The following is an 18,869-nucleotide window of genomic DNA, read 5'->3' as shown; positions in this document are numbered from 1 at the left end:
TGCATCCTCAGTTCGGGGGCGAACTGAGTCTTTATACGTGGGGGTTTTACACATGAAGTTCGTTGCCAGCGCCCTTGTGGGCGTGATCGCCTGCGCCTGCGCGCCATCCGTCCTGGCCCAGGTCACGACGGCGCCCGCCGCGCCGGTCGCCACCATCGTCGCCGCGCCCGGCGGCAACGTCCTGCGCGCCGGTATGCAAATCCCGCTCAAAATGTCCGAAGCGCTCACGACCGAGGGCAAGAAGCTGCGCATCGGCCAGCGTGTTCAGCTCGAAGTCGCTGAAACCGTATCGCTGAACGGCCAGACCGTGATCCCGGCCGGCAGCCCGGTCACCGGCGAAATCACCGACGTCCGCAACAAGGGCATGTGGGGCAAGTCCGGCCGCATCAACGGCCGCATCCTCTATGTCCGCGCCAATGGCAACCAGATCCGCCTGACCGGCAGCTTCGATGACAAGGGCACGACCGGCACCGCCGGCGTCGTCGCCGCCATCGCCTTCGTGCCGATCGCCGGCTTCATCACCACCGGCACCAGCGCCCGCATCCCGCTCGGCGCGCCGGTCACCGCCTTCCTCGATGAAGATGTCAGCGTCGCCTTCGCCGCCGTCGCGCCCGTCGCCGCGCCCGCTGCTGTTCCGGTCGCAACGCCCGCTGTCGCCCCGGCCGCGACAACCCCGGCAGCGACCAAGACCTCGCTGGTCGATCCGTCGCTCGAAATCAAGACGAACTGAACCAAAAAAACCTCTCCCCGTCGGGGGAGAGGGCTGCGAAGACTTGGCTGTCTGCTGCCTGGTCGAAGCCGGGTGAGGCGGAAGCGTCCCATCGGATCGCTCCACCCCTCACCCGAAAATTCCAACTCAATGCGTCCGGCTCGTCACCTTCGCCGTGCCGTCGCTCAATATCTGGATCAGATGCGCGCTGCCATTGTCGCATTGCGCCTTCCATCCGCGCACGCCGGGGCTGATCTCGGCGCGCTGCGATCCGGTCACGCTGGGGCAGGCCGCCCCGCTCGCCCGGATCGCCTTTTCGAACACGCCGTTGCGCAGCCCGTCGTCCAGCTTCGCTACCGCCGCCGTCGCGCCGGTTTCCGGTTCTTGGCGGTTGTCGGCGACCACCCGGTCGCCGCTGCCATCACCGCAAGCGGCCAGCGCACAGCACAGACCAACCATTATCAACCGCCGCATCGCCATTCCCTTCATCCGTCCGATCATCCGCCATCCTCTGCGCCCGCGCGTCGGGCAAAGCAATCCATGCGAAAAGGCTCCCCCTGCACGCAGGAAGAGCCTTTTCATCATTGCATCTTTATCAGTCCGGCGCTTTGGGGCCGATCATTCTTCCCCATTATCCTTCACGCCCACGGTCGGAACCTCGATCGTTTCCTTCTTGGTGCCGACCACGACAGCCTTGGAATCGACATCCACCTTGGGCATGTCGCCGCCCTTCACGCTGACTTCGGGCATGTCGCCGCCGCTCACATCGGCTTTCCAGAATCCGGTGGCGAACAGCACGCCGACCACGGCCAGTGCCACGATCAGGATGATCGCGATCGTGCGACCGCCGCCGCTTTTCTTCACGACAACGCGGTCGTCATAGGGATCGTTACGAACGTCAACCATGTTGCTCTCCTGCACATATTCTGCGCCATCGAACGGGCCTGGAAACGCTTTGTTCCGGTTGAGAAACACTCGCAACAGGCCGACCAGCCCAACTTCGCCCTCTGGCCCAGGGCTTAGATGCCGGTTGAACGGTGGGGGCCTGGCGGTGGTGCACGGCTGGACCAGGCCCCCTCCTCCATAACGGACCTATCCGCGTCCCGGTGATGAGACATTGGTTGAACACCGCCCATCACATCTCCACCGCCACGCGCCTGCGTCCGATCGCACCCAGCACATCCTCTACCCGCGCGATCGCGTCGGGGCTGTCGGGCCGCCCGGCCGCGCCCTGCCCCGCCTCGGCCCGCCGCCTGTCCACCCGGTCGCGGTGCAGCGTCAGCAGCCGCAACGCCACGGTCAGGTTGCGCGTCCGCTTCACCTTGCGCCCCTTCACCACGCCCTCGCCATCCAGCGTCAATTCCTCGACCTCGCTGCCAAACAGCACTTCGCGCATCAGCAGCGCCTCGATCTCGGCATAGCCCACGTCCAAAGCCTCCTCCCATGCGCGGGCGAACCCTGCGTCGCTCTGCCGCCGGCGATAGGCGCTCGCCCGGCACATGCCCGCTTCCCGCGCCGCCTCGCTGGCATTGCATGTCTCGGCCAGCGTCTCTAGGAACCGCCGCTCCTTCACCTTGGTCCAGCCATCCTTGCGCGCCTTGCCCTTCTGCGCCCGCGCCGTCCCGCCCACGCGCTGCCGTCGCGCCACCATTCCGCCCCGCGCGCCTGTCTCCGCTCCCATGCCCGATCCCCCGTCGCCATGCCCGCCAAGCAAAAGGGGCCGATCCTTTCGGACCAGCCCCTTCATTCTCGCCGCCTTGGCGACTCACATTTTTCCACTGTGTCAATCTCTGCCAGATCAGCGTGACGATGTCAATCAAAATGTTCCATATAGGTTATTTTTGGATCATCGCCTGAACCGTATCCGCTTCCAGCGCCATCGCCTCCGCGACGCTCGGCCGCGCCTTCACCCGCGCCAGCCAGGCCGCGACCTTGGGCCAGCGATCCGCCGTCAGCCCGTCTGAACAATAGCCCACATTGATGATCGGACACGCCGCCGCCAGGTCCGCCAGGGTGAAGCGATCCTCCACCAGCCAGCCGCTTTCCGGCAGAACGCCCTCCAGATAATCATATATGGTTGGCATCTCATCTGCCTCGGCCACATCCGCCGCGTCCAGGTCCGGCTCGCGCTTCAACGCCCTGGCGACCACCCGGTTGAAGAAGATCTTCTGCCCGATGGCCTGCGCCACCGTATCGCCAAATTCCTCGTACCATATGGTGCGCGCCCGCGCCTTCGGCTCAGTCGGGATCATCTCCTCGCCGGGGTGCAGGGCATCCATATAGGTGATGATCGCGGTCGAATCGCACAACAGGAAATCGCCATCCTCCAACGCCGGAATCTTGCCAAAGGGCGACCCCTTCATAAAGCCTTCAGCGCCCCGGCCGAACCCGGCCGTCTGCACCTCGACCGCGATGCCCTTCTCCGCGGCGAAGGCGACCACCTTGCGCACAAAGGGCGACGGCCGCGCGCCATGAATGATCATATCGTCTCTCCTCCTGTCATCGGGTCGGTCACGCATCCTGCCGATTCAGTATCAATATGCAACTATTTTATGCTGCCGTCGCGATCGGCAGGAACGGCGCGACCACGCTCATCACCCGCGCCACCGTCTCCGCCTTCTCGCCCACCGGCGCGACATAGTCGATCACATCCCGCGCCGCGGCCTCGCCAGCGCCCGCCAGGCCCAGACGACGGGCGATCGCCCAGGCGCTCAAATAATATGCCGCCATGCAACCTCCTGCCGTCGCGACCGACCCATGCGCCACGAACGGCGCATCGATCACCCGCACCCCCGCCGCGATCACCCAGGGCTTGCTCGTCACGTCGGTGCAGGCGGGCAGGTCGCCGATCAGCCCCAGCCGCGCCAGGATCAGCGCGCCCGAACATTGCGCCCCGATGATCTGCCGGCCGGGGTCCAGCGCGATCCGCGCCATCAGCGCCTCATCGGCCGCCATCTCCAGCGTCCTGACCCCGCTGCCGACCAGCACGACATCGGCCTGCCCCGCATATTCCAGCGGCTGCTGCACATCGACCCGCACGCCGTTCATCGACGTGACGGACTCGCCCGGCCCGCAAATCTCCGCGCGCCAGCCCGGCACCCGGTTCAACAGCGCCAACGCCACGAAACTGTCCAGTTCGTTGAACCCGTCAAACGTCAAAACCGCAACCCGCATCGCCTTGGCTCCTTTCCCTCTGTCTAGGGGAAGGGCGACGCGCCCGCGCGATCCGCTCGCGCGCAATTGGCACCATTCAGAATTGCGGCCCGGCGACTCCCGGTGCAAGCCTCTTCGGCTCCGGCCGCGATTCAGAGCCGGCGTCATATCCAGGCCCAGCCCCGGCGCTGCTGTCCGGCTCCGCTCCGCCCGGCGCCATGGTCCGCGTATAGTCGATCCGTATACGCACCCAACTGCCTACCATCGCCTTGCCATTGACCCGCGGCGGCCGCACCAAGAATTGCCAGGCCGCCAGCCTGACCGCCTTGGCGAAGCCCGATCCCAGCGGCGCCTCGCCCAGCGTCTGGCAATTTTCGACATGATAATGGTCGATCGTCTTGCACGCCACCAGGCCATAGCCCCGCGCCGGCGCATTATTGGGCAGGTAGGACGACAATTCCGCATGGGTCGGCCTCCGATACCATTCGGCCTCGAACAACTGCACCCCGCCCGGCCCTTCGCCTGGCCCGGCCACCGCCGCGCTGTCGCCCTTGCCCTGACCCGCGCCCTGCGCGCCCTTGGGCAGGTTGCCGATATCGGCCGACGCCATCTGCTCGCGGCTAAGCGTCAGGAAGGGGAAGGGCGATGGCGGCTGCTCCGCAGGCTTTTCGACGGGGATGGGCGGGCGCACCACCGGATCGGCCTGTTGCTGCGGCGCGGCGTTGTTCTGCTCGCGCTTTTCCGCCCTTTCGGCCTTGGCCTGTTGCTGCTCGGTCTTCTGCCCCGTCTCTACGTCGAACGTCACCGGCAAGCGATCCTCCTGCTTGGGCGGCTCCATGTTCGGCGACAAGGTGAACAGCGCGAGCAGCAGCAGCAGGTTTAGCACCAACGCGAACGCCATGCCGCCTGCGCGCTGCCGCACCTTGTCCCACGGAATCGCGGGAACCTTGAAAATGGAATGCAATGTCAAACGCGCCGACCAAAAGGACTCTATGGGGTAAGTCCATGCCCAGACGACGCCGGACAATCAACCCCGTCGGTCGAACGGCCGGCGCTACCTTAGCCCTTAATCAGCACACATCCTCTTCGCGCACCACCGGCCGGCTTTCCCGCGTCGCCCGCATCCGGCTCGCCTTGTCGTCCTCGTCGCTGGTCAGCACGACATAGTCGTCATGCACCTCCAGCAAGACCCCGGCGAACGGAAAACCGTCCAGGCTGCCCGTCACCCGGTAACTCACCGGATCGCCGACCTTGAAGGTCGCGGGATCGGTATTGAAGGTGAAGGGACAACCGCCCTCGCCCATGCCCTGCATATCGTCTCTCCTTCGCCGCCATAATATCCGCCCGATCAACCGGCGCAATATCTTTGCCCAAGCCGTCACCGGATCGCTATGGGCAAGCCCATGGACATCCGCCTCGCCACCGCCGCCGACCTGCCCCTGCTCCATCCGGTGATAGAGCGCGCCTATCGCGGCGACTCCGCCCGCGCCGGCTGGACCTTCGAATCCGACCTGCTCACCGGCCCGCGCACCAGCCTCGATACACTCCGCACGATCCTCGCCAGCCCTGCCGAACGGCTGGTGGTCGCGCTGGATGCGGGGGAAATGCCGATCGGCTGCGTCCAGATTACGGACCGGGGCGGCGGCATCGCCTATCTCGGCCTGCTCTGCATCGATCCCGCGCGCCAGGCCGGCGGCCTTGGCCGTCGCCTCATCGCCGCGGCGGAGGATCACGCCGCCCGCCTCTTCGCCACCCACCTCATGGAAATGACGGTGATCGACAGCCGCGCCGAACTGATCGCCTGGTATCAGCGCCGCGGCTATGCCCTGACCGGCGAGACGCGCCCCTTCCCCATTCCGCTCGATCCGCCGCTGGCGATGGTGGTGCTGGCAAAAGCGCTGGCGACCCGAAACGATCTCGGCTAGGCCCGCGACCGATGCTTACCAGGCTCTATCAATGGACGTTGGCGAAGGCGGCGCACCGCCATGCCGAACGCTGGCTTTTCGCCATCAGCTTCATGGAATCGAGCTTCTTCCCGATCCCGCCGCATCCGCTGCTCGGCCTCATGTGCCTGGCCCGGCCGGAAAAGGCGCTGCGCTTCGGTTTCATCTGCACCCTGGCCTCGGTGCTGGGCGGCCTGCTGGGCTATGGCATCGGCCATTTCCTGTACGAAGCCCTCGGCCAGCAGATCCTGACCGCGCTGGGCCTCTCCGCCAAATTCCCGGTCGCGGCCTGCTATCTGCGCGATTACGGCGCGGAAATCATCCTGATCAAGGGCGCAACGCCCATCCCGTTCAAGCTCATCACCATCACGGCGGGCTTTGTCGGCCTGTCGCTCTTCACCTTCCTCTGGGCCAGCATCGTCAGCCGCGCTTTCCAGTTCATGCTGGTGGGTTTCCTGTTCTGGAAATTCGGCCGCCCGATCAAGGCGTTCATCGAAAAATATCTCGCCCTCCTCTCCGCCCTTTTCCTCGTCCTGATCGTCGGCGGCTTCATCGCCGCCTCGATGCTGACCGGCGGCGTGAAGAAGGACGACAAGTGCAGCCACGCCACCATGGCGACGCTGAATGCGACGGGTGCCCGATAACGCCCATGCGCGCGCTGCTTGCCATGGTCGCCGCCCGGCCGAAACTGGCCGCGCTGCTCGCCGGTTTCGCCTCGGCCACCGGCTTCGCGCCGCTCGACCTCTGGCCCGTCACCCTCGCCTGCCTAGCGGCGCTGATCGTCCTGATCGAACGCGCGCCTGACCGCCGCGCCGCCTTCACCCGCGGCTGGCTGTTCGGCGTCGGCCATTTCACCTGTGGCCTCAACTGGATCGCCCACGCCTTCACCTTCCAGGATTCGATGCCGCACTGGTTCGGCTATGGCGCGGTGGTCCTCCTGTCGCTCTATCTCGCCGCCTTCCCCGGCTTTGCGACGCTCGGCGCATGGTGGCTGTCCAAAAACCCGGCGCTCCCGCGCAGGCGGGAACACGCTACGCCCCTGTTCCTCGCCGCCGCCTGGCTCGCCACCGAATATCTGCGCGCGACTCTCTTCACCGGCTTCGCCTGGAACCCGCTGGGCGCCGTCCTGCTGGCGCCCCGCGCCGCGATCGGCGCGACGGTGATCGGCACCTATGGCCTGGGCGCCGTCACCATCCTGACGGCGGCCGGATGCCTGCTCGCCTGGCGTCGGCAGGCAAGGCCCGCCATCGCGCTGCTCCTGCCCTTCTTCTGCTTCTCGCTCTGGGGCCTCCTCTCCCCCGCCCCGATCACACCCCCCGGCGCGCCCCGCGTCCGCGTGGTCCAGCCCAATATCGGCCAGGACGAAAAATATTCCGCCGCCCTCGAACAGGCGCATTTCCGCACCCTCGCCGCCCTGTCCGGCACGCCGCGCCCGGCCCCGCGCCTGATCTTCTGGCCCGAAGCCGCCATCCCCGCCTATCTGGACATGGAACCCGACTGGCGCGCCCGCCTCGCCGGCCTGCTCGGCCCCGGCGACCTGCTGATGACCGGCGCGACCAAAGTCTATTTCAAGCCCGACCCGGACAGCCCGGTGGGAGAGCAGAAACTGGCCGGCGCGAACAACAGCCTGTTCATCGTCACCCCCGACGCGCGCCTGCTCACCCGCTATGACAAGGCGCATCTGGTCCCCTATGGCGAATATCTGCCGATGCGCTCGATCCTCCAGCCGATCGGCCTGTCCCGCCTCGTCCCCGGCGACGCCGATTTCTGGCCCGGCCCCGGCCCGCAAAGCCTGACCCTGCCCGCCACGCTTGGCCGCACGGAGCTGAAAATGGGCGTCCAGATTTGCTACGAGATCATCTTTTCGGGCCATGTCATCGACGCCGCGAACCGCCCCGCCTTCCTCTTCAACCCCTCCAACGACGCCTGGTTCGGCAGTTGGGGCCCGGTCCAGCATCTGGCCCAGGCGCGTCTCCGCGCGATCGAGGAGGGCGTGCCGATCATCCGCTCCACCCCCACCGGCGTCTCGGCGATCATCGATGCGCGCGGCCATGTCGTCCATGCGCTCGGCCTCAACCGCGCCGGTTTCCTCGACTCCGGCCTGCCTCCTGCGCTCCCGCCCACGCTCTTCGCGCGGCTCGGCAACTGGGTGCCCGGCCTGCTGATGCTCATCCTGCTTGGCGCAGCCATTGCCATCCGCCGAGGCAAAAGCTAATAACGACATAACGATTTCTTTATATCGAACTCTGCCCAAGCATCTTATGGGAGCCTCATGCGCAATCAATTTCTCTTCACCTCGGAATCCGTGTCCGAAGGCCATCCCGACAAGGTCGCGGACCAGATTTCCGACTCGATCGTCGATCTGTTCCTGTCGAAAGACCCCGAAGCCCGTATCGCCTGCGAAACCCTGACGACGACCCAGCTCGTCGTCCTGGCCGGCGAAATCCGCTGCAAGGGCGTCTATGAAAATGGCGAATGGGCACCGGGCGCCAAGGAAGAGATCGAAGCGACCGTCCGCGCCACCGTCAAGCGCATCGGCTATGAGCAGGACGGCTTCCACTGGGAGACCTTCCGCTTCGAAAACAACCTCCACGGCCAGTCCGCGCACATCGCGCAGGGCGTCGATGAAAGCGGCAACAAGGATGAAGGCGCCGGCGATCAGGGCATCATGTTCGGCTATGCGTCGGACGAAACCCCCGACCTGATGCCCGCCACCCTCTATTACAGCCACAAGATCCTGGAACGCCTGGCCCACGACCGTCACAACAAAGTAGTCGATTTTCTCGAACCCGACGCCAAGAGCCAGGTGACGCTGGAATATGTCAACGAAGTGCCGGTCCGCGCGACCGCTCTCGTCGTCTCCACCCAGCACGCCAAGGACATGGACAATGACGAAAGCCGCGCAAAGCTGCGCGCCTACGTCAAGGGCGTCTTCGCCGATGTCCTGCCCGAAGGCTGGCTGCCGGGCGACGAGAGCATCTACGTCAATCCGACCGGCCTGTTCGAAATCGGCGGCCCTGACGGCGACGCCGGCCTCACCGGCCGCAAGATCATCGTCGACACCTATGGCGGCGCGTCGCCCCATGGCGGCGGCGCTTTCTCCGGCAAAGACCCCACGAAGGTCGACCGCTCGGCCGCCTATGTCACCCGTTACCTCGCGAAGAACATCGTCGCCGCCGGCCTCGCCCGCCGCTGCACGATCCAGCTCAGCTACGCCATCGGCGTCGCCGAGCCGCTCTCGCTCTATGTCGACCTGCACGGCACCGGCACGGTCGAGGCGTCCGCGATCGAAGCCGTCCTGCCGACGCTCGTGCGCCTGACGCCCAAGGGCATCCGCACCCATCTCGGCCTTAACAAGCCGATCTACCAGAAAACCGCCGCCTACGGCCATTTCGGCCGCACCCCCGACGGCGACTATTTCCCCTGGGAAAAGACCGACCTGGTCGACGCGCTCAAGGCTGCGCTGGCCTAACCTGTTTAGCCCCTCCCCTTCAGGGGAGGGGTAGGGGGTGGGGGCTGTCGTCCAGGCGCACTATTGAAGCCCCCCACCCCGCTGCGACTAGGTCCGACTTCGCCGAACCAAGTCTCGCTGCCCCTCACTTGAAGGAGAGGGGATGCATCTTCCAAAATATCATCCAATCCCCAAAAAGGGCGCCGCAGCACCATGCTCCGGCGCCCTTTTCGCGCATTCCCCACCTGTCCATAAGATGACGAAAAGTTCATTAGGAAAGCCCGCGCGCCCGGCCCATAGCGCTCTTGTCGGGTTCGCCACCCCTGTCGGACCCGACACCTCTGCCAAAGAGGCTTTCGATGACAAGGATGGTTGCCACGCCCTCGTCGACCTTGCCGTGATCGTCGGCCATGCTGCTCCTGCATCTGCCGCCCCCTGCAAGGACGCTAAGGGCAAGTTCGTGACAGGCCCAGCCTGACGAAACCAGGCGGCGGTCGGCTTTCAGCCATATCCGCCGAAACCGGCGGCGCTCCTCCTCAGCGCCCGCCGACAACCGCCTTTCATGCTGTCCCTTCCGCCGATCCCGACTGCACAGAAGGGGTTGGGGGAGGGACAGGTTTCAGGCTGCGCCATGGCATCGCCTCGCGACCGGAGCGCCTCTGCGCTCGGCCCTTGCCCCCACTCCCCTCGCCCGCTAGTCAGCCGTCCCATGACAGCGCATAAATCCGGCGATCCCACGACCCTCAACCGCCTCTATGGCCGCCAGTCGGGGCACAAGCTGCGCCAGGGGCAGCAGGAACTGGTCGACACTCTCCTGCCCGCCATATCGGTGCCGGAAGACGGCGAGATCACCGCCGCGGGCCTGTTCGGTTACGATCGCCCGCTTCATTTCGAAATCGGCTTCGGCGGCGGCGAACATATGGCCCATCGCGCCGACATGCTGCCCGACCATGGCTTCATCGGCGCGGAACCGTTCCTCAACGGCGTCGTCACCGCGCTCGGCCATGTCCGTGACGGCGCGCTCGGCAATGTCCGCCTCCATATGGGCGATGCGCTTCAGGTGCTCTCCCGCATCCCCGACGGCGCGCTCAGCTTCGTCTATCTGCTCCACCCCGATCCCTGGCCCAAGGCGCGTCATGCCAAGCGCCGCATGATGAACCCCGGCCCGGTCGCGATGATCGCCCGCAAACTCAAGCCCGGCGGCGAATTTCGCTTCGGCACCGACCATCCGGTCTATCTGCGCTGGGCGCTGATGGTGATGAACGGCCATCCCGACTTCGAATGGCTGGCCAGCGAACCGAAGGATTTCCAGACCCGCCCCGGCGGCTGGCCCGAAACCCGTTATGAGGCCAAGGCCCGCCGCATCGGCCACGAAGTCTGGTACTTCCGCTACCGGCGGCGCTGAACCCTCGCGCGGCTCATACGTTGGGCATGGCGAAAGGAGAGACGCCATGTCCAGCAACAGCCATGAGGAAATGATCCGCGAAGATGGTCTGCCCGGTCACGAAAGCCGCCTCGACCCCAAGCCCGAATGGGAACCGCGCTATCCCGGCTCCGGGCGCCTCGACGGCAAAGTCGCGCTTGTCACCGGCGCGGACAGCGGCATCGGCCGCGCCGTCGCCGCGCTCTACGCCCGCGAGGGCGCAGACGTCGCCATCCTGTATCTGTGCGAACATGACGATGCCCGCAAAACCGCGCAAATCGTCGAAGCCGAAGGGCGCGAGGCGCTGACCATCGCCGGCGATATCGGCGAGAAGAGCTTTTGCGACGCCGCGATCCAGCAGGTGATGGATCGCTTCGGCCGGCTCGACATTCTCGTCAACAATGCCGGCGAACAACATCCCGATCAGGATATCACCGATATCACCGAAGACCAGCTTCGCCGTACCTTCCAAACCAATATCTTCGGCATGTTCTTCCTGACTCAGGCTGCCCGCCCGCACTTCAAAAAGGGCGCGGCGATCGTCAATTGCACCAGCGTCACCATGTATCAGGGCGCGTCCGAACTGCTGGACTATAGCAGCACCAAGGGCGCGATCACCGCTTTCACCCGCAGCCTGTCGGAAAATCTGGTAAAGGACGGCATCCGCGTCAACGCGGTCGCCCCCGGCCCGATCTGGACCCCGCTCAACCCCAGCGGCGGCGCTTCGCCGGAGAAACTGGCGCATTTCGGCGAATCGACCCCCATGGGCCGCCCCGGCCAGCCCAACGAAGTCGCCCCCGCCTTCCTCTTCCTCGCCTGCGATGACGCCAGCTATATGTCGGGCCAGGTGCTTCATCCCAATGGAGGCACGATCGTCAACGGATAAAGCGCAAATTTTTGCCCCTCGCTTTTAATGAAGGGTGGGGGTGGGCGCCTGAGCGGCCGCACCACCCTCACTCCGCTCGCTCGAACAGCCCCATCGGCGCGCCAAATTCGTCGGGCCAGGCCAGATAGGCGACATCGGTCGGCCCGACGACGAAGTCCCGCACGATCCACCGTCCGTCCTTCTGCTCCAGCAGGGCATAGACGTCTGGCCCGTCAAATATGCCTGCCTCGACCCGCTCGGCATGGCGCGTCTGGCTGAAATCGATCGAACCGCCCGCCGGCGTCTGCGGCACGACATGGGCGAAGGCCCATCGATCCTGCCGCCGCAGCGTGCGCACCACGAACTTGACCTTCTGCATCAGGTCGCGCTCGATCGCGGGCCGCAACGCATCGAGCAGCGCCCGCCGCTGCGGATCGGCGACGCCGATATCGCTCGCCCCGGCCAGCGCGGCCACCACCATCATCGTCGCGATCATCCGCCCCTCCCGTCAAAGCCGGACCGATAGCCCAGGCCCGCCCGCTTGGACATGAAAAAGGCCGCGCGAGGCCCCCACCCCACGCGGCCTTTTCGTTAAGGCGAACGAGCCCGGACCGTAAAGGTCGCGCTCAGTTGGCCTTGGAAAGATCCACCTTTTCCACCCATTCGGGGTAGAAGGTCGGTTCGCGATTGGACCAGCCCACCGCCGTCGCCGCCGCCTCGCTGATCGACTGGAGCAGCGCGCGCCGCTTTTCGGGATGCAGATGCGGCAGGCTGGCCGCGGCGCAGAAAGCGCCCGGCAACCAGGGCCGCGCCCCCGCGCCCAGCAGTCGCTCATACAGGAAGCGGTAGGAGGAAAAGCTGCCCAGACGATCCTGGCCCAGGTCGAAGGCGGATATAGTCACCAGCGGCGCCATGAACGGCTCGACCTGCTCCAGACCGCTGTCGTCGGGTACGCGCGCCTTGATATCGTCCAGCCGCCCATAGATGCGCGCCTGCGCCCGGATGGAGGCTTCCTCGACCATGTCGCGGGACCATAGCTTCATCGCGTCGCGGCGATGCAGCCCAATATCCAGCGATCGGCGAATATAGCGTTGCGTGGAGGATGAGAAGCTTGCGAACTCTCGCAGTTCCGCCAGGGTTACAGCCCCATCCGCCGGTCTTGCACTCGTACCCATGTTAAGCCCTCCGACTTGAAGTCGTAGGATGGAACATGCGCCCTCTATGGTTACTGAAGGCTTAAGGGCCTGTTCCACCGCCATTCACAAGGGACCAGATTTCTTTTTGCAGCGCAACATGAAAATCTTGTGACTGCGGCGAACGGAATTTTCGGCAAGCATCTCAACACCCAAGCCCCGCGCCCGTTGATCGGGCGCAAGGCGCGCCTCACCCGCCCAGCGCCGTGCGCAACGTCAGGCCGATGGTGCGCGGATCGCTCCGTGTGCCGACGATCAGTCCGCTATTGCCGGCCTGTACGGTCAGGTTCTGCATATAATTTTTATCGAAAATGTTCCGCGCGAACACCGCCACCTCCCAACGTGGCGTGCGATAACCGATGCTGCCATTGACCAGCGTATAGCCCTTGATGACGGTATAGGCCGACCCGGTCGCATCACCGAAAATCTTCGTGCGAGTGACCGCATCGGCGCGCAGCACCATCTCGCCCTCGCGGCCCGCCATCGATATGGGCAGGCGATATTCGCCACCCGCCGATCCGGTCCATTTGGGCAGGCCCGGCATAGCCTGCCCCGACAGGTCGCATTGCGCGGTGCCGCTGCCTGTCTTCTCGATCGGGCATGGTCCCTTGGGATAGCTGGCATAGATGCCGTCCGAATAGGCCCCCGCCGCGCGCAGCGTCAGCCGCGCGCCCACTCGCGCCGCGGCGTCGAACTCGATCCCCTTGACCGTCACTTTGGGGATATTGGCCAGATAGCTGCGCAGCGCGATCACCGCCGCGCTGTCCACCACATTGGCCTGGAAATCGGTGACGCGGGTATAATAGGCGTCGATGTTGAAGGTCAGCGCGTCATCCAGCAGCCGTGTCTTGACCCCGCCCTCCCATGTGCTGTTCTTCTCCGGCCGCACCGTCACCGTGCTCAGGATCGGGTCGCCCGACGCATGGCCCGGCACACCGGCGGGATAGACCGGCAGGCCCGACATGTTGATCCCGCCCGACTTCTGCCCGCGCGCGAAACTGGCATAGGCCATCACCCCGTCGGTCAGGTCATAGGCGATGTTCACCCGGCCCGATGCGCTGCCATCGCCCAGATGCGCGCTGTAGGACTGGCTACGCAGGATCGAATTTTTGTCGCTGACCAAGGCCGGCGTCAGCCCCGTGGTCAGCCCGCCAAAGGCAGTCACATCATAGACGCCGTCCTTCTCTTCATAGGTATATCTTATGCCGCCGGTGATCGCGATCCGGGGCAGCGGCCGCCATGTCACCTCGCCGAAAATGCCGAAGCTTTCGGACCGGAAATCGGTGCGCCCGGCGGTCTGGTATCCGTCCAGCAGGTCCGCCGGCCGCCCCGGCAACAGCCAGTAGGTCGCCAGCGGGCCATAGATGCTGATCGGATGGCCGACGATCTTCTGGTGGAAATAATAGAGGCCCGCGACATAGTCTATCGGGCCGGGCGTGTTGGAACCGATGCGGAACTCCTGCGAAAACTGGTCCTGCCGCGACGGGATATGCTGGGTCGTCTGGATATGCAGCCCGGTATAGTCTCGGTCGTTCCCCGCATCCCAGTTCCAGAAGCGCCAGGCGCTGATCGACGTCAGCGTCACCCCGCCCAACGTCCACTCGGCGATGCCCGACACCCCGCCCTCATTGGTGTCCACGCCCAGCGGCGCGTCATTATCGGTCACCAGGTCATAGGGATTGGTGCTCGGCGGGGCATAGGCGCCGCCAGGCGCATTGGCGGCCAGCGCGGCATATTGCTGGGCCGCCGGCTTCAATGTCGGCGCGATCCGCACATGCACCTGCGCGCAACAGTTGTTCTTGAAATTCGACCAGTCGCCGATCAGCCGCAGCGAAAAATCGTCCGATGGCGCGAACAGCAATTGTCCGCGGATCGCGTCATTATGAATATTGTTCTGATCCTCGTCCCGCACGATATTGCGGATATATCCATCCTGCCGCGTCACCGATCCAGACAGGCGGAACGCCAGCACGTCCCCGGCGATCGGCCCCGTCACCGCCGCCTTGGCCTGCAGAAAATCGCGGCTGCCATAGGATAGCTCCGCCTCTCCGCCCCAATCGAAGCCCGGCTTTTTCGACAGGATGTTGATCGCGCCGGCGGTCGTGTTCTTGCCGAACAACGTCCCCTGCGGCCCGCGCAGCACCTCGATCCGTTCAATATCGGTAAAATCGAACGCCGCCGTCGCCGGCCGGGCATGATAGACCCCGTCGACGTAGAAGCCCACGCCCGGCTCCAGCCCGTCATTGGCCTGGCTCACCGCCACGACGCTCGACCCCAGCCCGCGGATGGTGAAGGCGGTGTTGCGCGGATTGGCGGACGAATAATTGAGCGCCGGCGCCAACTGGCTCAACTGGCTGACATTGACCGTGTAAGTCCGCGTCAGTTCCTGGCCGCTGACGAGTGTCAACGCGGCCGGCACCTGCTGCGGGTCTTCCTCGCGCAACCGCGCCGTCACGACGATCGCGCCGTCGCCCGCATCGCCCTCCGCCGCCTGCGCCATGCCGCCGGTCCAGACGGCCGATCCCATCAGGACCGCCGCCGCCATCTTCATCCCCATCGTCACCCTGTCGTCCCCCATGATTTACGGGACCGATAAACAGGCTGCAAAGGATTCGCTATATATATTCGGATATAGCGATGAAACCGCGCAACAAGCGTCTCACTCGTTGTTGCTTTTGCCCGTCGTGTCGTCTGTCGCGTTGCCTGTCAGGCCGCCGCCGCCTGCGCTTCCATCAGCCAGACGAACGCCGCGTCCGCATCGGCGAAGATGCGCAGATAGGATTGCGTCATCTCCCGCCGCACCTGCAATTTGGCGATGGCGCTTGGCGTGACGATGGCGATGCGCGACGCGCGCGGGAACAGCCCTTCGCCCAGATGTTCGCGGAACGCCGCCACCGCGTCCTGCGGTTGCACCGCGCTACGGCGCATGTCCATCCGCAACCGATAGCCCGGCGAGAAACCCTCGGTTACGAACCGCCCTTTCACCTCCCGCGCATAGGCGGCCACGGCTTCGCCGCTGAACAGGCCATGCCAACTTATGTCGAGCAGGTTGATATCGTGGCGAAATTTAATGTCGTACATGCTGACAGCCTCCACGGCCCTCATGCCCGATCCGCCTTACCGAAATCTTATTCCGCTGCCTGGGCCGCCAATGGCTCAGCCCGCAACTGCCGCTCCAGTACCGGCCATGCGCCTTCACCCGCCCCCGACGCCGCCCGCTGCAACGCCCGATAGTCACGCAGCACCGCGGCCCCCATCTCGGTCAGCCGCGCGCCCTCGCTCGACGTCGCAACCAGCGGCTGCGCCCAGCATCGGTTCATCACATCCACCAGCAGCCAGCAACGCCGATAGCTCATGCCCAGTTTGCGTCCGGCGGCCGATATCGACCCCTCGCCCGCAATCGCGTCGAGCAGGTCGGCCTTGCCTGGCCCCATGGCGATCTGGTCGCCGCAATAAATCTGGATCTTGATCTTCAGCATCGGTCCGCCTTCCTGCCACAACGCAGGAGAATGGCCAATGCCGGCAAAAGGATCAGGCTCCGGCGCGCCGCTCCAGCACCGCGCCGATCATGGACCGCCACACCGCGACATCGCCCGCCTGCGCCATTTGGGCATCGGGTTCGCGCAATGTGTGCAATATGGCGTAGGCGTCATCGACATGGTCGGGCCATGCCGCATCCACCGCGCCGGACGCATGGGGATCGCTACCGCCGCCGTTCAGGCTTAGCTGGCGACCGGCCAGGACGCGGGCGATACGCTCGATGGCGGGGGTGGTGGACGTCGGCATGGATGGCAAACTCCTCTCTCGCGGGGCGGCGCTTTCGCTCTGCCGCCGCCATGATAGCATGTTCATATCGGCGGAGCTATCTATCCCCGCCTTTCTTATAGCCCGAAGACGGCACCGGATCGCCATGGTCGCCCGGCTTGGTGGTCGATGGCGGATCGGATGCGTCCATCGAATCCTTCAGGCCTTCTTCCAGTTTTTCGTCCTTATCCAGAACATGATCCTGCGCGTCGCTTTCGCGCGCGTCGCCGGCTTCCTCGCGGCTGTTGGGACGTATGTCGGTCTTGTTGTCCGTCATTGTCTCTCTCCTCTATCCACCAAGGATGAACGGACGGCGCGGCGGCCCGGTTCCCCTCGCCGGCTTCGACCAACGCCGCCGCCCGTTCGACCAGCAACCGCGCGACCTACAGACTTTCGCCCCGCACCGGCGTAGACAGAGGCCATGACTGATCTTCCCGAAGACGGCGATCGCGGCGTGGCGCCGGCGATCGCGCTCTATTCCATCCTGGGCTTCTGGTTTTTCTACGCCTTGCTGGTTTCGTTGCGGGCCATGATCGTAGGCTTCGAATCGCAAGGCGAAATGGCGGTCCGCCGCATCATCGTCACCGTCATCGGCATCATCGTGACCTGGATACTCTATCTCGCGCTCCGGCGTTTCGACGCCAGGCCGCTCGCGATCAGGGTCGTCGCCGCCTTCTCGCTCGCCGCGCCCTTCGCGCTCGCGATGGCGGCGGCCAACTATTATATCTTCAACGTCTATGATCCGGGCAACTTCATCTCCGAAGGCGAGATGATGAAGATGACCAAGGAGGAGGGCTATCTCCTCGTCTCGATCGTGGAAGACGCGCTCAGCCGCTATTTCTTTCTCGCCGCCTGGGCGGGCCTGTATCTGGCTCTGTCCTACGCCAGCGAAGCCCATCGCACGGAGCGGCGCGCCGCCCGGCTGGAAAAGGCGGCGCAACAGGCCGAACTGCGCTCGCTGCGCTATCAGGTGAACCCGCATTTCCTGTTCAATACGCTGAACTCGCTCTCCACCCTGGTCATGCGCAACCGCCCGGACGAAGCGGAACGGATGATCATGTCGCTCTCCAACTTCTACCGCACCAGCCTGACCGGCGATCCGCTCGAAGAAGTGCCGCTGGAGGAGGAGGTCCATCTCCAGACGCTCTATCTGGATATCGAATCGGTCCGCTTCCCCGATCGGTTGAAGACGGTGGTCGACATCCCGCCCGTGCTGATGAACGCCTGCGTCCCCGGCCTCATCCTCCAGCCACTGGTCGAAAATGCGATCAAATATGGCGTCTCGCGCACCTCCAGCCCGGTGGAGATCCGCATCACCGCGCGCGAGGATGGCGACCTGATGCACATCGCCGTCACCGACGATGGCGACAATCCGCCGGGCCGGTCGGACAGCGGCAGCGGCATCGGCCTCGCCAATGTGCGCGATCGGCTGACGGCCCGCTTTGGGGATCAGGGCCAGATCGTCTATGGTCCGCGCGAGGGGAAGGGTTTTTCCGTCCTTCTCACCTTGCCCATCATCCGCCGGGGTTGCTGACTCCCATGTCCATTCGCGCTATGCCAGTCCGCACCATGATCGTCGACGATGAACCGCTCGCCGTCGAACGCCTCCAGATGCTCTGCGCGCGCGAACCGCGCATCGCGCTCGTCGGCACCGCCACCGATGGCGAAGCCGCGCTGCGCCTGATCGAAGGGTTGAAGCCCGATCTGGTCATGCTCGACATCGCCATGCCCTTGCTGGACGGCATCGGCGTCGCCCGCGCGGTCGGCCGCATGGGCATCCGCCCGGCGGTGATCTTCGTGACCGCGTTCGAAGGGTTCGCGGTGGAAGCGTTCGATCTCGCTGCGGTCGATTATCTGCTGAAACCCGTCGCCCATGATCGCCTGACCCGCGCGATCGATCGGGTCGAATTGGCGCTACGCCACCAGTCCCCCGACACCGCGCCCGCCATCTCCAGCGCCCCGCAGCCCGAATGGGCCGAGGAATTCTGGGTGCCGCACCGCTCCGAACTGATCCGCATCGCCACCGACCAGATCGATCGGATAGAGGCCGAACGCGACTATATGCGTCTGCATGTCGGCGGTCACAGCTATCTGCTGCACCAGACGATCAGCAGCCTGGAGGAACGGCTCGACCCCCAACAATTTGTCCGCCTGCATCGCAGCCACATCGTCCGCCGCGACCATATCGCGCGCCTGCGCCACGACGGCAGCGGCGTCTGGTTCGCGGCGCTCGCCGACGGCGGCGAAATCCGCATCGGTCGCACCTTCCTGGCGAACGCACGGGCGATGACGGGGCGGTAGGGACTTATCTTTTAACCGTTCAGCCCG

Annotated in this window: 24 protein-coding genes; 9 read left to right on the top strand and 15 right to left on the bottom strand. The window is 65.2% G+C overall.

Annotation, left to right across the window (positions count from 1 at the left end):
* Positions 1-52 precede the first annotated feature (52 nt).
* Positions 53-730 carry a hypothetical protein gene (locus V473_RS05010; RefSeq protein WP_066601177.1) on the top strand — a complete coding sequence of 226 codons (678 nt, stop codon included), beginning with the start codon at positions 53-55 and terminating at the stop codon, positions 728-730.
* 126 nt (positions 731-856) lie between these two features.
* Here V473_RS05010 and V473_RS05005 read toward each other — a convergent pair whose 3' ends face one another.
* The 7 genes from V473_RS05005 to V473_RS04975 all read right to left on the bottom strand — a co-directional run bounded on the left by V473_RS05005 (position 857) and on the right by V473_RS04975 (position 5,175).
* Positions 857-1,168, bottom strand: coding sequence for a hypothetical protein (locus V473_RS05005; protein ID WP_408021504.1), 312 nt, complete (start codon positions 1,166-1,168; stop codon positions 857-859).
* A gap of 159 nt (positions 1,169-1,327) precedes the next feature.
* The gene (locus tag V473_RS05000) at positions 1,328-1,615 is read right to left on the bottom strand and encodes a hypothetical protein (protein ID WP_066605074.1); all 288 of its coding nucleotides are present in this window, start codon (positions 1,613-1,615) and stop codon (positions 1,328-1,330) included.
* A gap of 229 nt (positions 1,616-1,844) precedes the next feature.
* On the bottom strand, positions 1,845-2,456 hold the full coding sequence (locus V473_RS04995; protein ID WP_244884339.1) for a hypothetical protein: 612 nt from the start codon (positions 2,454-2,456) through the stop codon (positions 1,845-1,847).
* 88 nt (positions 2,457-2,544) lie between these two features.
* Positions 2,545-3,192 carry a glutathione S-transferase family protein gene (locus V473_RS04990; protein WP_066601175.1) on the bottom strand — a complete coding sequence of 216 codons (648 nt, stop codon included), beginning with the start codon at positions 3,190-3,192 and terminating at the stop codon, positions 2,545-2,547.
* Positions 3,193-3,259: 67 nt separating this feature from the next.
* A complete protein-coding gene (locus V473_RS04985) occupies positions 3,260-3,883 on the bottom strand; it encodes a DJ-1/PfpI family protein (RefSeq protein WP_066601173.1) in 624 nt (207 codons plus the stop codon).
* A 76-nt stretch (positions 3,884-3,959) separates the two neighbouring features.
* The gene (locus V473_RS04980; RefSeq protein ID WP_244884407.1) at positions 3,960-4,763 is read right to left on the bottom strand and encodes a hypothetical protein; all 804 of its coding nucleotides are present in this window, start codon (positions 4,761-4,763) and stop codon (positions 3,960-3,962) included.
* A 169-nt stretch (positions 4,764-4,932) separates the two neighbouring features.
* Entirely contained in the window at positions 4,933-5,175 is a 243-nt protein-coding gene (locus tag V473_RS04975; protein WP_066601171.1) for a hypothetical protein, read from the bottom strand.
* Between the two features lie 90 nt (positions 5,176-5,265).
* Between V473_RS04975 and V473_RS04970 the strand changes: the two genes are divergently transcribed.
* The 4 genes from V473_RS04970 to metK are packed head-to-tail and all read left to right on the top strand — an operon-like array spanning position 5,266 to position 9,277.
* Positions 5,266-5,787 carry a GNAT family N-acetyltransferase gene (locus tag V473_RS04970; protein ID WP_066605065.1) on the top strand — a complete coding sequence of 174 codons (522 nt, stop codon included), beginning with the start codon at positions 5,266-5,268 and terminating at the stop codon, positions 5,785-5,787.
* Positions 5,788-5,798: 11 nt separating this feature from the next.
* Positions 5,799-6,449, top strand: a complete 651-nt coding sequence (locus V473_RS04965) for a YqaA family protein (protein WP_066601168.1) — start codon at positions 5,799-5,801, stop codon at positions 6,447-6,449.
* A gap of 5 nt (positions 6,450-6,454) precedes the next feature.
* The gene (lnt, locus tag V473_RS04960; protein ID WP_201785473.1) at positions 6,455-8,020 is read left to right on the top strand and encodes an apolipoprotein N-acyltransferase; all 1,566 of its coding nucleotides are present in this window, start codon (positions 6,455-6,457) and stop codon (positions 8,018-8,020) included.
* A gap of 57 nt (positions 8,021-8,077) precedes the next feature.
* Positions 8,078-9,277 (top strand): methionine adenosyltransferase, encoded by a 1,200-nt coding sequence (gene metK / locus V473_RS04955; protein ID WP_066601166.1) that lies wholly within the window; start codon positions 8,078-8,080, stop codon positions 9,275-9,277.
* A 250-nt stretch (positions 9,278-9,527) separates the two neighbouring features.
* On the opposite strand, the gene V473_RS23985 is transcribed toward metK, so the two are convergent.
* Entirely contained in the window at positions 9,528-9,668 is a 141-nt protein-coding gene (locus V473_RS23985; protein ID WP_165363650.1) for a hypothetical protein, read from the bottom strand.
* A 297-nt stretch (positions 9,669-9,965) separates the two neighbouring features.
* Here V473_RS23985 and trmB point away from each other — a divergent pair, with 297 nt between their 5' ends.
* Both trmB and V473_RS04945 read left to right on the top strand, forming a co-directional pair.
* Positions 9,966-10,661: a tRNA (guanine(46)-N(7))-methyltransferase TrmB gene (gene trmB / locus V473_RS04950; protein ID WP_066601165.1), complete on the top strand. Its 696-nt coding sequence runs from the start codon at positions 9,966-9,968 to the stop codon at positions 10,659-10,661.
* Positions 10,662-10,707: 46 nt separating this feature from the next.
* On the top strand, positions 10,708-11,565 hold the full coding sequence (locus V473_RS04945) for a glucose 1-dehydrogenase (RefSeq protein WP_066601162.1): 858 nt from the start codon (positions 10,708-10,710) through the stop codon (positions 11,563-11,565).
* A gap of 67 nt (positions 11,566-11,632) precedes the next feature.
* On the opposite strand, the gene V473_RS04940 is transcribed toward V473_RS04945, so the two are convergent.
* The 7 genes from V473_RS04940 to V473_RS04910 form a co-directional block, all read right to left on the bottom strand.
* Positions 11,633-12,040, bottom strand: coding sequence for a hypothetical protein (locus V473_RS04940; protein ID WP_066601161.1), 408 nt, complete (start codon positions 12,038-12,040; stop codon positions 11,633-11,635).
* Positions 12,041-12,170: 130 nt separating this feature from the next.
* The gene (locus V473_RS04935) at positions 12,171-12,719 is read right to left on the bottom strand and encodes a hypothetical protein (protein ID WP_066601160.1); all 549 of its coding nucleotides are present in this window, start codon (positions 12,717-12,719) and stop codon (positions 12,171-12,173) included.
* 208 nt (positions 12,720-12,927) lie between these two features.
* On the bottom strand, positions 12,928-15,315 hold the full coding sequence (locus V473_RS04930; protein ID WP_244884338.1) for a TonB-dependent receptor: 2,388 nt from the start codon (positions 15,313-15,315) through the stop codon (positions 12,928-12,930).
* Positions 15,316-15,443: 128 nt separating this feature from the next.
* A complete protein-coding gene (locus V473_RS04925; protein WP_330219410.1) occupies positions 15,444-15,842 on the bottom strand; it encodes an STAS/SEC14 domain-containing protein in 399 nt (132 codons plus the stop codon).
* A gap of 23 nt (positions 15,843-15,865) precedes the next feature.
* Positions 15,866-16,216: a winged helix-turn-helix domain-containing protein gene (locus V473_RS04920; RefSeq protein ID WP_066605057.1), complete on the bottom strand. Its 351-nt coding sequence runs from the start codon at positions 16,214-16,216 to the stop codon at positions 15,866-15,868.
* A gap of 52 nt (positions 16,217-16,268) precedes the next feature.
* Positions 16,269-16,523, bottom strand: coding sequence for a hypothetical protein (locus tag V473_RS04915; RefSeq protein WP_066601157.1), 255 nt, complete (start codon positions 16,521-16,523; stop codon positions 16,269-16,271).
* A gap of 76 nt (positions 16,524-16,599) precedes the next feature.
* Entirely contained in the window at positions 16,600-16,818 is a 219-nt protein-coding gene (locus V473_RS04910) for a hypothetical protein (protein WP_066601155.1), read from the bottom strand.
* A 144-nt stretch (positions 16,819-16,962) separates the two neighbouring features.
* Between V473_RS04910 and V473_RS04905 the strand changes: the two genes are divergently transcribed.
* Both V473_RS04905 and V473_RS04900 read left to right on the top strand, forming a co-directional pair.
* The gene (locus tag V473_RS04905; RefSeq protein WP_066601152.1) at positions 16,963-18,075 is read left to right on the top strand and encodes a sensor histidine kinase; all 1,113 of its coding nucleotides are present in this window, start codon (positions 16,963-16,965) and stop codon (positions 18,073-18,075) included.
* A gap of 20 nt (positions 18,076-18,095) precedes the next feature.
* Positions 18,096-18,842 (top strand): LytR/AlgR family response regulator transcription factor, encoded by a 747-nt coding sequence (locus V473_RS04900; protein ID WP_066601150.1) that lies wholly within the window; start codon positions 18,096-18,098, stop codon positions 18,840-18,842.
* Positions 18,843-18,869 lie beyond the last annotated feature (27 nt).

It is taken from the genome of Sphingobium cupriresistens LL01 (assembly GCF_001046645.1).
GTDB classification, from domain to species: domain Bacteria; phylum Pseudomonadota; class Alphaproteobacteria; order Sphingomonadales; family Sphingomonadaceae; genus Sphingobium; species Sphingobium cupriresistens.
The sequence above is the reverse complement of the archived record's forward strand: the minus strand, read 5'-3'. Positions and strand labels throughout refer to the sequence as shown.